We start from the raw sequence: 14,649 nt of genomic DNA, 5'->3' as shown, positions 1-14,649 counted from the left end.
CGCCTTGCATTTACGATACCAGCTAGTTCCTACGAATTGAAAGTACCGGATTCAAAAATAAGTCTGAAAGGATCTTTCTCTGGCTTGCGTCCGGGATCCTAGAAAGCAATTGATCCATCTTCCCTTTTATAGAAGTGAAGTCCGGATACTCGTCCATGACTCTTAGGATATGAGGCCAGGCCTTCTTGACAAGCTCAGCGACCTGAGGGCTCGCATTCTTTGCCTTGTTCCAAGAGCTTTCCAATTGGTTTCGAATTCTGAAGAAGTCCCGTCCCAATTCCAAAACCTTTCTCAGCCTAGATTCGGAAAGCCCGGTTCTGGTTCCTAACTGTCCCAGGGTCCCATCCCACTCTACCACTTCCCCTCTGGATTCCTTAAGAAGAGAGGTCTGCAACTGGACGAGAGCGTTTTCTTCGACAGGCAAAGAGGCCACCCATCTCTTGTATTCTTCCAATTGTCCGGCCTTCTGGAAAACGCGGACCTTATTTACCTGATCCATATATTTCGAAAACGGAATGCTTACCGGAGGCTCGCTTACGGCAGTAGCTTCGAAACTAAAATCCCCGTCGAAATGAAGATCTTCCACATCGGAAAGGATCTCCTCTCCCATTGGCACAGAAGCATCCTCTTCTTCTAATTCTTCTACCTGTAGTATGAGAGGTTTGCCGGAGAATAATTCGCCGTATTTAGCAAGTATTTCCGCAAGAATAGGAGTCTCTGGCCCCTTGCGAACCGGAACAGCCACAGGCCTGGCGGCTGCGACAGCGGCTGCAGTTTCACGAGCCACTTCTCCTAAGGCCGCCGCTTCTCTCTTGGTACCGGTGGCCATGTCTACTAAGAAGATAATCCCTTCCTCCGCTTCGAATCTATGTCCGGATGGAAAGGTGAACCCCAATCCTTCTATGATCTCGTCGCTGATCCTGGAATATTTTTTCTTACGAGGAGTTTGCTCTAGAACAGATTCCTGTTCGAGCAGCTTGGCTTTGACCTTATTCAAGGCGCCAAGAAAGTTCCGGTTCATGTAGGAGGAAAGATCCTGAGAGCTCATTCCCAAGAACTGCGCAAACTGAGGAAGCTGATCGAAGAAATGATCCGTCTTCTGTACGTTCGTCGCAATATAAGAACGGATCTTGGACTTAAGTGCTTCTTGGTCTTTAGCGGAGATCTTCTTTGCGGAGATCAGAGAACTGAACAACTGGATATGAGTATGAAAATAACTTAAGAATTCTCCGTAGGCGGTAAGCGCGTACTCGCCGTGAGAATTTTTTTCTATGACCTTTTTCTCTGGTCCTGCCATAATCCCGATTTCGGGTCAAGTTTTTACACCCTTAGGTCGGAATTCAAGACAATTAAGTTACGCCAAGATCTAAACCGTTTTAGGTAGAGTTTCTTCGCTTGGGCTTCTACTGATGATCCTATATCGCAAGAAAGTATTGCAGGTAGCTTCTTCGGAATAGCGGACCAGATCGTAGTCCGGACGAGGAGAACGAAAGAAGGAAGAATGAGCCAGACGCTCCGAGACTTCCTTACGAATATGGGCCCTGGCCTCGTTTCTACGTAAATATACGGAGGGAACTACGATATCGTTCTTATAGGACAATATATTATTTCTATAAATGGCAACGGTGAGTCGGATGCGGTACGTCTTATTTTCGACTAGATCTTTGGCTTCCAGAAATTCCATACCGGCTTCTTCTCTTTAAGGGCTTTAGCCCTTTCCTATAACCAAAGTATCGGTTTTGGAATATCCGATCTCAAATTCGTCGTTTAGATTTTTTTTTTGCTTTGGGAAAAATCCGAAACTGCCGACGCGCTAATTCCCGTTTAGAGACAGAACTAGGAGCCGGCAGATCGTATTGAATATTAAATTATCTCAATATGTATCCTTACTTAAACGAGAAGAAGGAGACAGGAAAGGCAAATTTATGCAAGGCGTCCGAAGTAGTCATAAACGCAAGATCCCCTGCATCGTTTACATACAGGCTAGATGCAGTAAAATCCGGTCCTACTGAGAGTCTTTTCTTCTCCGTAAAATCGGAGCCTCTTTGCACAATATTCCATCCATCATGGGTAGAATTCAAATCCACTGTGTATAGATTGCCGGATCGATCCGTAGAAATAGCCGCAGTGGGAAGATTCGCAGAATCGGCTATATTCACCCATCCTAATGTATTCAGATCGAATTTAGAGACCGCAGTGTAGGAAGAAAAGTCCTCATTGAATCCATTATTCAAAGAGTACAGATTGCCTGCATAATCGGTTTCCAGATCCAGTATCTGCTGCATGAAGAATTTCTGATACGTTGCGTCCGAGTAATTATGCACTACCTGGGTATCGAGTGTCATGGATCCTATATAGAGAAAATCATTCGTGTCCCCGAAGGTATGAACATCGTTGTATATTGTATTTTCAGAGATCGCTATATTCGGAAGATCGAATCCAATATCCGTCTTAAATGCATTAATGGATGAAGAAGTAAAATCCGTTTTGATCTTTGCTAGCGCAACCCCAGAATTGTTGTTCGCAGAAACATACAGGAAATTCTGATCGATTTCCATATCTATAGCCGTAATCGAAGCGCCTTGGTATTTCGGAAGGTTAAAAGTCGCGATATGTGCTCCGTTCGAATTCAACTTAGAAATGTAATTCAACGGACTCGCATGAAGGATATAGAAATTCCCATCCGTATCGCGAACCGTTTTCACTGGAAAGGCGCTGACTGCAATTTGGCTGCAATTTATGAAGATGCTAGGAGGACAAGAGTATACGCTACTCGTAGTTCCCTCTAAAATATAAAGCGCTCCCGTCAGAGAATCCACTGCTATATTCTGGACTTGAGCCGTATTAAAGCTCAAACCTTGCGGATTAAATGCGAAAGTTACGGATCCTCCATTGATACCGCTATGAAATCGAGTAATATTCGGACCAAAATCCGAACCACTATTGGATTTAACTACGAGAAGGATCTGACCTCCACTAATATCCAGATCGAGCACGGTCCCGATCACAGGCATCGGTTTAGAAACGACCAGATCCAATTGGTCTGCGTTAAAGCTGTATTGCACTAGATCGAAATTGGATTGATCCGCCACAAGAAGAGTGTTGTCCGAATTCTGGATCACGATTGACATCGGCCTATGTCCGACACCCGGAATATCGTACGTGGTTAAAAGATTTCCTGAAGTGTCGTATTTAAAGATCCGATCCGTCCCAGTGCTCGTATTTGCTTCGCTTATGTACAGATTATCGGAAGAATCGATCACGAGATCGGTAGGAACCGCATCGCCCGGTAGGGTTGCAATCGTTTGAGTGCTGCAATCCGGTTTCAATTTAAGCAATTGTAAATTAGAAGTGGCGAATATATTTCCGGAACTGTCTGTTACTATTCCGACTGGAAGCACGTTTGCCCAAACTCCGATCACATCCTTGTTCTCGTTCAAAAGAGTGACCCTTCCACCATTCGCAACTAAGAGGAATTTGCCTAGATTCGCCACGGCAAAATAAATACCCGAAAGTCCATACTTCAATCTGGAGAATTGAGAGTCCGAAAGTCCGGCAGGATTCAACTGAGTAGCGCATCCTGCAGAGAAGGCTTTCCAGCCCGTATCGAAGGTACTCGTGCCATCGCTCGTACGGATCGAGTACTGGTATGTTTTGCCCGGATCCAAACTAGTATCACTAAACGTAGTATCCGTTGTAGTTGCGATCTTTTGGAAAGAGGATTCTGTAGAAGACTTCCTCATTACATCAAATTGTGCTCCTGCAATCGGTTCCCATTGCAAGTCTACTTTATCTGCGGAACTCGCATCCGAGGCCGAAACCCAACTTGGGACTCCGGTGCTTCCCCCACCACCGCCTCCGTTACCTCCGCCGCCGGAGGAGCCTCCTCCACCGGTCCCGGATTTGGAACCAAAGAGGGCAAAAAACGGATTCATTCCGCCTCCATCCGTAGAACAATTGGTCAAAACGAAGAAGAGAAGAATAATATATAACAAAATTTTAAAATTCTTACGTATCACAAAGAGATCCGATCCTTCTTTATCAGAATATATAGCTAAGGAACTGTATTTTTAAAATATGAGCTAAAGCTCATAAGATCAACAAACCATACAAGTGGATTTCCGATACTTTTGATCCAAAGGAATAAAAAAGGGAATGAACGACAGTAAAAAGGGATTGAGCAACTGTTAGGTGGAAAATAGATTTAGGCCTCAAACTTTTTACCGAACATGTTCTTGTCGAGATTTCGGCTTACGTATATGTGGGAGAATTCGATTCATTCCCCTCTCGGATTACACTCAGACCCGAAATTGTAGGCTGATTTACAGGGATTTTAGGGGTAAATTTTGCCTACTTGGGGGATGTTTTTTCCAAAAATCCTAAATGACAGGGGCTCTGGGAGGCTCTAAATGGGAATAGAGAGCTTACATGAACTTCCGCTACAATCATTCTCCTTTTTCCTATAAACGACGCAAGACCAGAGAGGTCAAGGTAGGAGATGTAGGCATAGGTGGAGAGAATCCGATCCGGATCCAATCCATGATCACTGCGGATACCAGGGATACCGAAAACTCGGTGAGACAGATCCTGGAATTGGAAGAGGCAGGCTGCGAGATCGTTCGATTGACGGTTCCTTCTCAACCGGATGCAGACAATCTTCCTAATATTAGAAAAGAATTAAAACGTTCGGGAAGCAGAGTTCCCTTGGTCGCAGATATCCATTTTACTCCTAGTGTTGCGATGAAATCCGTAGAATGGGTAGAGAAGGTTCGGATCAATCCGGGCAATTTCGCCGACAAAAAGAAATTTGCAGTCCGGGATTATACCGACCAAGAATATAGAGAAGAATTGGAGAGGATCTCCGAAGTATTCAGCCCTCTTGTACTGCGCTGTAAGGAACTCGGGGTCTCCATGAGGATCGGGACCAACCATGGTTCCCTTTCGGATCGGATCATGAATCGTTTCGGCGACACTCCTCAGGGAATGGTAGAATCTGCGATCGAGTTCATTCGCATCGCAGAAAGCCTTTCTTATAAAGACATCATAGTAAGTATGAAGGCATCCAATCCTCAGGTGATGGTGCAAGCCTACCGACTTCTTTGCAGTAGGTTCCTAGAATTGCAAATGGACTACCCTTTGCATTTAGGAGTGACAGAAGCAGGAGACGGAAAGGACGGAAGGATCAAGTCTGCAATCGGAATTGGTTCCTTGCTCGAGGATGGACTCGGAGATACTATCCGCGTTTCCCTTACGGAAGATCCGATCCATGAGGTTCCCGTGGCAAGGCTTCTCGCAGACAAGTACAATCGGATCCGATTCCCCGAGGCGCCTACGCAAGGGTATTCCGAATTCAGGAATCCATATTCTTATCAAAGATTTTATAGCAAACCGATCCAAATATCGACTCTTTCCTTAGGAGAGACCCAACCCGTTCGGATCGAATCGTATCTTCCTTTTGAATCGGAAAGTCAATTCTCAAGCGAACTTTCTTCCTTGAGAAGCTATGCCAGATCCAAGTCCTTAGAATTAGAAACGGTTTCCGTTCCCTTGCCTAGCGATCCGTTCCTTAGAGAAGACTGCCTGAATACATCCAAGTCCTCTCCTGTACCAATGGGAGTGATCGTGGAACAGAACGAGCTCCTATTAGAGGATATTTTAGAAGACCTTCTTCCTTTCCCAAAGATCACCATCGATCCATTCCATCATTTCCAGAACAGGGATTCTTTATTAGAATTTCTGAATAAACGAGAAGGGAGAGGAATTACTGAACTGAACGTACAGGCCTATCAGATCGAAAGCCTAAAAGGCCTTCCGGATTCGTTCAAGGAGGCAGGCATAGAATCCGTAGCCTTCTCTTTAAAAACTCCTCATATACTTCACGATTATCGAAAGCTTGCGCGAATTCTCAGCGATTTTGATTATCCGATCTTCTTGAGCGCAGAATATCCAGATATGGAAACCGCACTCTATGAATCTTCGATCGGGATCGGAGGAATGCTCACAGACGGGATCGGGGACATGCTCCGGATCAAGATTGTGGACTCCGAGCCGGAGGCAGTACTACAACTCGGGTTCGATATATTGCAGGCCACAAGACTTCGACTTACGAAAACGGAATATATCTCCTGCCCTTCTTGCGGAAGGACACTTTTCGATCTACAGACCACTACCGCTCGCATCAAAGAAAAAACAGGTCATCTCAAAGGAGTGAAGATCGCAGTCATGGGCTGTATCGTAAACGGACCGGGAGAGATGGCGGACGCAGACTTCGGTTATGTGGGAGCCGGTCCAGGCAAGGTCCACTTATATCGAGGCAAGGAGATCGTTCTGAAAAACGTTCCTTCTGAAGAAGCGGACGAGCGCCTGGTCCAACTCATCAAGGACTCAGGAATGTGGGCCGAAAGAGAATCCGTCGAATCGGCCCATTAATTAGAACCTAGAGTTCGTTTGCATCCACGATCAGGAAATTCGGAGAAGTTTGTCTGAGTTTCTTTGCAGAATAACTTCCCTTATCGTCGGATACTTTCTTTTTCCAAACTGCAGTGCTGAACTCTGGTTTCGCATCCAAGATCTTATTATAAAAATGATCTGCGAGTCTCTGTCTTCCCAAAACGGACTGGGTTCGAGCGAGCCATAGTTGGCTTTGCTGTTTTCTAAAAGAAGAAGGTTCCAAATTCTCGGCCTGCTCCAGAAGGAAGGCAGCCTCCTTGAATCTTCCGGTTTCTAAATGCAAAACAGCCTGCATGAACAAAAGAGAAGGGTCCTCTTGAGAAATCTGACTCGCCTTCTCTAACTCAGAAAGGATCTCCTCCACACCTCCAAGGCTCGGATCATCGTTGATCAACATCGCCTTTTTATAATATTGAACGGAGAGATCCTTTTTGTTTTCCGAGATCTTAATGCTTTTAGTTTTCTTCTGAGAAGAAGACGCCTTGGATTTCGATTTCTTCTCCGTAGATCCGTCCAAACCCAGGATTTGATAACCGGGTTCTCCCCAAGCCATCGGCACTTCGACATAAGGTCCGCTTCCGGTAGGAGCCGTTCCCAAAGATACGAATATTTTCCGAGCCTCTACGCTCATCACCACCGATTTCACAGAAGTGATCTGACGGATCGTGGAACCCATGGTCCTTGCCTCTCCGCTAGAAGGATCGATCGTATCATCCAAAATATCCTGCAGATCGACTACACTCGTTCCCCTTTTCCGTTGAGAGGTCAGTAATTCTTCGGCACGATCGAAACGAGTAATGCAATGGTGATAGAAAACGGGAGCAGCCATGAGCTCTCCCTCTTGCAACTTCTCACTTTGATAATGATTCGTATTTACGATATGGTCGGCACCTAGCCTAGGATAGACGACATCCACATTTCCGTAATTCGTCTCGAGGATAGCAGCCTTCGGTCCCTTCTCCTTATGGTTGGTAAGAATGGCTCCCCAAGTCGAATTGATCTTATTCTTCTTAGCGATCTCCACGGCCTCCTGGATATTTTTCGCTTCGGAAATGATCTTATGACCGAAATCGATCACTCCCAATCCGCTAAAACCGACTTTCTTATGAAAACGAGTATGAAATGCGATGGTCAAGCCTGCTTCGTTAAACGCAGTGATACCGGGAACATCCGCGCCTCTACAAGCTATATAACCATAACGTAATCCTTTCTTAGGAGTGCAGAAGACAACGATCGGCCTCTTGTCCCAAACTTCCACACCAGGAAAATCGAAATTGCGAGCATGATATAGTTTACCGTCCTGGCTTTGGTCTCCCCAAACAGCAACACTCGTACAAGCAGGGACCATCTGAGGAGTTCTACTCGGAGAAATATGAGCGAGTTCCGGAAGCACTTGGATCATTCCCAAAAGTCCGACCGAATTTTGGAAAGCGTCCATGGTAAACAGGTCCTTCTCGATCTTAATGGAACGACCCGCAGTGGAAAGTGCCGCCCTGGTCCTGGCAGAAAATTCGCTCGGACGATTCTTCTTCATCCGATTCACCATCCAATTCACGAGCAAGGAAGTAGCTCCCCTAGCAAGTGCATTCCGATTCTTTCTCGGCAAACTTCCCAAAAGAAGGTTACGTGCCATCACCGGATAAAAGTCGAAGATCGGCTCAAACTGGCCAATCTGATTCATGATCTCACCGAATTGGCGACCCATTTCTTCCTGACTGCCCGAGAGCTGTAAAACTGCGAGCGGATACGTTTCTGAATTCATATTCGCATTATAGCAGGATTCAGCGCCTACATCGACCGGCTCCATAGGTTCGGACACCCATCTTATCGGATCGGACTAGGAACGCGGCCCCCGCCCAATCGATCGACCCATAGGGAGAGAGATTCCCGAGCGGGTTGCTGAACGAAGTGAAGCAAAATCACGGAAGGTTTAAATGCAACGCGGCCCCCGCCCTCGTGGGTGGGGGGAGCGGCTCGTGGGTTCGCCCTGCACGTACCACAAAATCCCCAGTCTTACAATGCAGAAAATCCTGGAATCGCTGCTGTAGGAACTTATTGCCATTTACAACAGAAGGCGGAATTATAATCTTCCGAAGACAAATCGCATGGACTGGATTCACTCGATTCTACTTGGTTTTATTGAATTTAGCACAGGTGCAGCATTTCTATATTCTATCCTGGAGATCTCCCGAAAATCCCCCGCAAATCGGACCTTGGTGATCATCCTCCTACTTACCGGAGCGATCCTGATGCGCTACCGTTGGTATCTGCAAGGAGATCTATTAGAAATTCCTTATCTATTCTTCTTCCTGTATACGAGTATCGTTCTTGTCGGCCCTCTATTGTATACCTACATCGATTCCTATCTGCAAGAACCGGAAGCGGGAAATATCGAAAAACCGAAAAAGACCTTTTTCAGGAAATACTGGTATCACTTTCTGATTGTTCTTATTTTTGGGATCTTCGAAGTGATCTTCTTCTCACAGGAACCGAACAAACTTAGATCGGAGGTCCTTGCCGGAACCTCTACGTTTCGCTTGGATCTAGTCCATATAGCCACATTCATCGCTTGCCTGCAGGTTTCTTTCTATTCCCTACTCTGTCTTCATCTTTACCATCAGGTGAGCAGATCCTACGAGATCTACGAACTGAAATTGATTTGGCTTATACTTCTTCTTCCGGTTGTGGCAAACATTCTCATAGGATCCGCCTTTTTCCTAAAGGATCGCTTAGGATTCGAATTAGGGACGTCCCTCATCGGAGCCGCAGTGATCCTTCTTTTCGTAGTCAGAGAAAGACATCCCGGTTTCTTCCAAGAGATTACCGAAGTCATAGAAAACTCGAAGTATCAAAACACTCCCCTACTTGACTCGGAGATCAGATCCGCGGGAGAGAAAATAAAAGATTTATTAGAAAAACAATATATATATAGGGACAGTGAATTAAGGCTCGTAGATCTTGCGGCAGGATTAGGATTGAATCTTCACCAAACTTCTCGATACCTGAACGAAGTACACAAGATGAATTTTTACGAGCTGATCAACAAATACAGAGTAGAAGAAGCCTGCAAATTACTTACAGGAGAACCGGAAAGATCAGTGCTGGATATAGGCTTCTCCGTAGGCTTTAATTCCAAATCCACTTTCAATTCCCAGTTCGTAAAGGCCAAGGGACTCTCTCCCGCTTTATATAGGAAAAAGAATCTCCCTGCATAAGAAAAATGCGGAAACCAAAATATTAGAACTTCCGCATATAGATAAGAACTAATTCCTTAAGGGAAGTTCTCCCAGATAATCTCTCTTCCCGACATCCACGCCGTTATGACGAAGAATATCGTATGCAGTCGTAATATGAAAATAGAAATTAGGGATCATATGATGGATCGCATACTCCGCCCCGGACAAAAACTTACCTTCCCAGCGAGGCAAGGAAATCTTATTCGAAGCTGCTTCGTTGTAATCCGCTTCGGTGAAAGTTCTTAGGAAACGGATCACATCCTCGATCCTAAATTTGATCTCCGACAAGGTCTTTTCCGTATCCTCATGCACGGGAGCTTGCTTTCCGGTCAGCCTAGATGCGCCAAGTTTAGCCGTATCACAAGAACTCTGCACTTGCCGAATAAAATGGAATTGATCGGGGGCGAGCCTCGAATTCAACAAAACTTCCACATCAAACTTTTTCGATCCAGCGTAAGCTTCTCCTTTTTCAATGAAGCGTGTTAGGTTTCCAAGGACTTTTATAAACTGAGTATTGGTGAGTTCGTACATCGAAATATGTTGCATGCTCCCAGGAAAGATCCGATTTACAAGGAGGCAAGTATTAAAAAGAAATCCCGGGCCGCGTCCCTCGCACTCCAATACATTATAAAAATATAATTTATTGCGCTCGGGTCAGACTCTCGCCTCCGGTCAAAAAATCGCATCCACGATTTTTTGACCCCGGCTCCATCCTTCGCGGACAGAAGTCCCAAAGAAGGAAGAAGGATTACCGACCTCTTCTTTTACAAATTTCGCAAAAGGGACCCGCTATGTGCGTAAACCCAATCCGAACGAATTCACTACATCCAAATACGATCCTAGGGAATTCTCTAATAAGTCCCCAAAAATAGCCAATTTGGCATCTGTTCTTTTCGTTTCCGAATTTTTTGAGAGTATTTTGGGTTCCTTAGCTAAAAATAATTGACTATTGGTATTTTAATTAAAGTCAAATAGTATATTATTAATCAGAGGAAGAAGCTCATGAAGAAGGTTTTAGTTACTGGAGCAAATGGTCACCTTGGCTACTCGCTTGTGAAACTCTTAAAGGAAAGAGGCTACGATGTTACCGCAGCGGTCCGAAACGCAAACGATAGCGGGAAAACGAAACAATTGCAGAAGCTCGGAGTCAAGCTTGTCTCCGCAGAACTAAGCGATAGAGAATCCTTGAGAAAGGCTCTTGCCGGACAGGACGGATTGTTCCAAGTAGCCGCGGCATTCAATCTAACCGCAAAGGACCCGCAGAAAGAAGTGTTGGAGCCAAATATCCAAGGCACCCGAAACGTAATGGAAGAAGCACATAACGCAGGAATTAAGAAGATCGTTTATACTTCTAGCATCGCAGCAGTCGGAACCATTGCCGAAGGAGAGGCTCCCCTAAACGAATCTTCTTGGAATGATAGCGCGAAAGAACCATATGCAATTTCCAAGACCCTATCCGAAAAATTGGCCTGGGAATTAGCGGAACAACTAGGATTGAATCTAGTGACCATTTTACCGGGAACCATCGTAGGGCCGCAGTTTGCTCAACCTACATCCTCTCTGAAGTTGATCCAAGACATTCTAAAAGGCCAACTACCATTTGCCCCTAAAATGACCTTCTCCTATGTGGACGTAAGGGACGTAGCAATGGCACATTTGCAGGCATACGAAAACCCACAGGCAAAAGGAAGATATATCGCAACAGGAGAAACTCTTTCCGTGTCCCAAGTATGCAAATTAGTAAAAGAGATCCACCCGAAGGCGAAAACTACCGGCAAAGAACTTCCTTCCTTCGTCGTGAGAGCGATGCCTTATCTGGACGCGATCAAACACGCGCTTACCGGATTAGATCGTCAGATCAACTCCGCGATCGTTCAGGATTATTTGCAGAGAAGACAGGAATATAACTCGGACAGGCTCACTAAAGAATTCCAATGGAAGCCTATGCCGATCAAAAAATCACTACAAGAGACAGTTGACTGGATGTTGTCCTCTTCAGTATAGTTTCCTTACGTGGATAAAAAAAGAGCGAGAAAGCCCGAAGAGAAAGAGATCCGTAAGCAGTCCATAGTGACTGCTTTACGGAATATACTTTTAAAGCGGAAATATCCTCTTCCGAGCACCCAAGAGATCGCAGAGGCCGCCGGAGTCACCAAGGGAGTCATCTACTTTTACTTCAAAACGAGAGAAGAGATATTCCTAACCCTTCATTTGCAAGAAACGGATATTTTTTTCCAATCACTCGCTGTACTCTTAGAGGACGGCCAATATTCCCTTCCTAAACTCAAGGAAACTATCGTAGAGCAATTCTGCTCGAACCACGTATTCATGTTCCTAGGATTGATCATACCTGGGATCTTGGAAAGCAATGTAGACCACGACTTTTTATATGATTTCAAACTCAGGATCTCCGAAGGAATAGACGAACTAGCAAGAGCTTGGTTAGCCAAGGAAGCAGATCTGACAATCGTCGATTCCCGAAAATTCATATTACGTTTTTATTTTTTAGCGCTTATGCTTTGGCAGCATCATAATCCCCCGGAAGCGATCCAAACCGCCTTTCGGAACAAGAATCTCTGGCTATTAGAGGGAGATCTGAAACAGGCGCTTTCAGAATCCTTCGATTGGCTCTGGAAAGGGATGAAGAGCGCTTAGATCTTTTCGTTTCTGCATTTCACGAGCCGAGGTCTTTCTCCGGAAACAAATGCAAAGTCATAAGGTCCGACCTTAATTTTCGAAAACGTGTATATGTTCTAAGAGGATCCTCTTTATCTCTAAGATCGTAGGCATATGATCTTGCACGGAATGATCCGAATCCACTAAAAGTTCCGACTTAGCTCCCTCTAAATGAGAGCTGTCATAGGAAACCACCGAATCGTTAATCCATTCTAAATTTCTAAACCTTGAATTCCCTATGATGGAATGAAAATCCACTTCCGGTTTCAGATTTCCAGTCACTTGGGTGAAAAGGCTGTTCGGTACCAGATCGTCTACACCGTAGTTCTCTGGCACGATAGAATCCTCATTCGAATTTAGGGTCAGGAACTTATATGCCTTTCCGATATTAGAGAGCGCACTCTTGGGCAAAACGAATAATATCCTTGCAATAGATCCCAAAATCCCTTCCGCCAAATTGGAACCCCGATGAGGAGTCGCAACAAAGATCACCCTCTTCACAAAAGGAAGAGGTTTAAATTCAAATACTCTCTTTATATCTTCTTTAGTTTCATGATTTAAGGACTCATAGCGAGAAAGAGGGATGTGAGCGGCTTGCATCCAATCTTCTTTTTTAGTATGAGTCACCATTAATTTGGAAAGCAGTCCGCCCATGCTATGTCCGACTAATACCATTTTATCGAAGGAAACGTCCTCTCCCTTAGGATCGTACGTCTTTCTCAGATCCCTCAATGTGTCCCGAAAATCCGCCGCAGAGATCGTAACCGGATTTCCAGTAGGATACCAATAAACCCAAAACTGATACTTCTCCTTGATCTTAGGATCCGCCAAAAACTCGTTGATCATTGGGAACCAAATAAATGGAGAAGAAGCCAGTCCGTGTACGAATACGACAGGGATCTTATCTTTCTTATAAGGATAGATCAGGTACAATCCCTGTCTATCCAAGGCGGCTTCTCCGTCGAATTTAGCAAAGAATCCGTCTCTCTTTTCCGCTCCGGACAGCATGTACGCCAATGGCGTGGTAGTGTCGCTTTCCATAGGGAGATCCAGTCCCGCAAATTTGATCCGATCCCGGTATACAGGGTCAAAAAGATGGATCTTAGCCTTTAAATGCAAATTACGATTTTCTAAATAAGAATCTTCTAAACTTACGAACGCCGTTCCAGGATAGGCCTGCCCTACTCCTCCTACGAATTCGTATTTCTTTCTTTCCGGAGATTCCCTTTCCGGATGTTTTCGGATGAGGATAAGAGGGGTGCCTATTCCGAACTTATTGATCTGATTGGAAAAGCCTTCGATCTTATAATCATAAGCGACTTCGACTTCCAGAAAATTCTTAGGGGTCCAAGTCGTCTCCACCTCCGCACCTGTCATGGTTAAGGCGCCCCTCATCAGCGGAAGGCTCAGATCGGTCAGATTTGCAAGCTTTCGGTTCTTCTTTGCAAATCGCACTAGCTGGGCCAAAGAGCGGTTATAGGTTTCCAAGGCGAATCTAAATTGCATGGAAAACGGATCCGGTCCCGGGATCGCTTTCTTATCGAATAGATATGTATAGGAATATACCAGAGAAGAAGCATACATCCTTGCAAACATAGGATCGTCCATATCGAGAGTACTTCCCGTATGATAGCATAACTCGGCGAGGTAGTAAGAAAGGTCTCTACTCTTCTCGGCAACCAAACGATTGTCCAGATCGTAGATCACCACTCTAGGCATCTCTACATATTTGTCGTAAAGATCGTTGCTCCTTAAAAAGCTAGTCGTGATCAGGCTCAAGCCCTTGGAGGAGACGGCGTTCAACCTCGTAGCTCGAACTTGATCATATTGAGAATATGTGAACGTGGAGTAAGTCCCACATTGTAGAAAAAAAGGAACACAGAAGAACAGAAATTTTATGTAGGATTTGAAATAGGCCATTCTTCTCAACTTGCTTCCAAAAGGAATCTCATGCTACATTTCTAATGCAGGAGTAGAGAATCTAGGTTTATCGACACTCTGTCAAGTAACTGTGAATTACGGGAGTTCCTACAAATTCGAGGTAAAAAATTAGCACTTGCGGGGATTGCGTTTTTCTGATATAGCGACGGGAGCATCCCACGGGCCACTCCCCCCTATCCCGAGATGGGTGGGGGCCGCGTTGATCCGCGCTCGGCCTACGATCAAACTTAGTTCTACAAATTTTCACGGCCCATTCGTTTGGCCTCACTTCGTTCAGCCACCAACTCCTATCGGGTCGTTTTCTCGCTCCCTAAGGGTCGCTGCGAAAGGTGGGGGCCGCGTTGAT

Annotated in this window: 10 protein-coding genes; 4 read left to right on the top strand and 6 right to left on the bottom strand. The window is 45.2% G+C overall.

Annotated features, from left to right (window positions below; translation table 11 throughout):
- Positions 1-22 precede the first annotated feature (22 nt).
- The 3 genes from EHO57_RS00405 to EHO57_RS00395 form a co-directional block, all read right to left on the bottom strand.
- Positions 23-1,297: a hypothetical protein gene (locus EHO57_RS00405; RefSeq protein WP_135646814.1), complete on the bottom strand. Its 1,275-nt coding sequence runs from the start codon at positions 1,295-1,297 to the stop codon at positions 23-25.
- Between the two features lie 69 nt (positions 1,298-1,366).
- The gene (locus EHO57_RS00400; RefSeq protein ID WP_135646813.1) at positions 1,367-1,684 is read right to left on the bottom strand and encodes a hypothetical protein; all 318 of its coding nucleotides are present in this window, start codon (positions 1,682-1,684) and stop codon (positions 1,367-1,369) included.
- Between the two features lie 202 nt (positions 1,685-1,886).
- Positions 1,887-3,935 carry an NHL repeat-containing protein gene (locus EHO57_RS00395; protein WP_135646812.1) on the bottom strand — a complete coding sequence of 683 codons (2,049 nt, stop codon included), beginning with the start codon at positions 3,933-3,935 and terminating at the stop codon, positions 1,887-1,889.
- A 493-nt stretch (positions 3,936-4,428) separates the two neighbouring features.
- Between EHO57_RS00395 and ispG the strand changes: the two genes are divergently transcribed.
- A complete protein-coding gene (gene ispG, locus EHO57_RS00390) occupies positions 4,429-6,429 on the top strand; it encodes a (E)-4-hydroxy-3-methylbut-2-enyl-diphosphate synthase (protein ID WP_135646811.1) in 2,001 nt (666 codons plus the stop codon).
- Positions 6,430-6,436: 7 nt separating this feature from the next.
- Here the strand turns inward: ispG and EHO57_RS00385 are convergent, their stop codons facing one another.
- On the bottom strand, positions 6,437-8,257 hold the full coding sequence (locus EHO57_RS00385) for a C45 family autoproteolytic acyltransferase/hydrolase (RefSeq protein ID WP_135646810.1): 1,821 nt from the start codon (positions 8,255-8,257) through the stop codon (positions 6,437-6,439).
- A gap of 298 nt (positions 8,258-8,555) precedes the next feature.
- Between EHO57_RS00385 and EHO57_RS00380 the strand changes: the two genes are divergently transcribed.
- Positions 8,556-9,665: an AraC family transcriptional regulator gene (locus EHO57_RS00380; protein WP_135646809.1), complete on the top strand. Its 1,110-nt coding sequence runs from the start codon at positions 8,556-8,558 to the stop codon at positions 9,663-9,665.
- A gap of 48 nt (positions 9,666-9,713) precedes the next feature.
- Here the strand turns inward: EHO57_RS00380 and EHO57_RS00375 are convergent, their stop codons facing one another.
- Positions 9,714-10,232, bottom strand: coding sequence for a DUF1993 domain-containing protein (locus EHO57_RS00375; RefSeq protein ID WP_135646808.1), 519 nt, complete (start codon positions 10,230-10,232; stop codon positions 9,714-9,716).
- 456 nt (positions 10,233-10,688) lie between these two features.
- On the opposite strand from EHO57_RS00375, the gene EHO57_RS00370 reads away from it, so the two are divergent.
- Both EHO57_RS00370 and EHO57_RS00365 read left to right on the top strand, forming a co-directional pair.
- Complete coding sequence (locus EHO57_RS00370) at positions 10,689-11,690, top strand: NAD-dependent epimerase/dehydratase family protein (protein WP_135646807.1); 1,002 nt, start codon at positions 10,689-10,691, stop codon at positions 11,688-11,690.
- Positions 11,691-11,699: 9 nt separating this feature from the next.
- Positions 11,700-12,341 (top strand): TetR/AcrR family transcriptional regulator, encoded by a 642-nt coding sequence (locus EHO57_RS00365; protein WP_135646806.1) that lies wholly within the window; start codon positions 11,700-11,702, stop codon positions 12,339-12,341.
- A gap of 72 nt (positions 12,342-12,413) precedes the next feature.
- Here the strand turns inward: EHO57_RS00365 and EHO57_RS00360 are convergent, their stop codons facing one another.
- Complete coding sequence (locus EHO57_RS00360; RefSeq protein ID WP_210410072.1) at positions 12,414-14,261, bottom strand: esterase/lipase family protein; 1,848 nt, start codon at positions 14,259-14,261, stop codon at positions 12,414-12,416.
- Between the last annotated feature and the right edge of the window lie 388 nt (positions 14,262-14,649).

Origin of the sequence: Leptospira langatensis (genome assembly GCF_004770615.1) — a bacterium.
Lineage (GTDB): Bacteria > Spirochaetota > Leptospiria > Leptospirales > Leptospiraceae > Leptospira_B > Leptospira_B langatensis.
Note: the sequence above shows the minus strand (reverse complement) of the source record. Positions and strands in the feature narration are given on the sequence as shown.

Coding starts and splice junctions, on each gene's coding strand:
- EHO57_RS00370 (WP_135646807.1), top strand. CDS start 10,689: ATGAAGAAGGTTTTAGTTACTGGAGCAAATGGTCACCTTGGCTACTCG.
- ispG (WP_135646811.1), top strand. CDS start 4,429: ATGAACTTCCGCTACAATCATTCTCCTTTTTCCTATAAACGACGCAAG.
- EHO57_RS00375 (WP_135646808.1), bottom strand. CDS start 10,232: ATGCAACATATTTCGATGTACGAACTCACCAATACTCAGTTTATAAAA.
- EHO57_RS00380 (WP_135646809.1), top strand. CDS start 8,556: ATGGACTGGATTCACTCGATTCTACTTGGTTTTATTGAATTTAGCACA.
- EHO57_RS00400 (WP_135646813.1), bottom strand. CDS start 1,684: ATGGAATTTCTGGAAGCCAAAGATCTAGTCGAAAATAAGACGTACCGC.
- EHO57_RS00405 (WP_135646814.1), bottom strand. CDS start 1,297: ATGGCAGGACCAGAGAAAAAGGTCATAGAAAAAAATTCTCACGGCGAG.
- EHO57_RS00395 (WP_135646812.1), bottom strand. CDS start 3,935: ATGAATCCGTTTTTTGCCCTCTTTGGTTCCAAATCCGGGACCGGTGGA.
- EHO57_RS00385 (WP_135646810.1), bottom strand. CDS start 8,257: ATGGAGCCGGTCGATGTAGGCGCTGAATCCTGCTATAATGCGAATATG.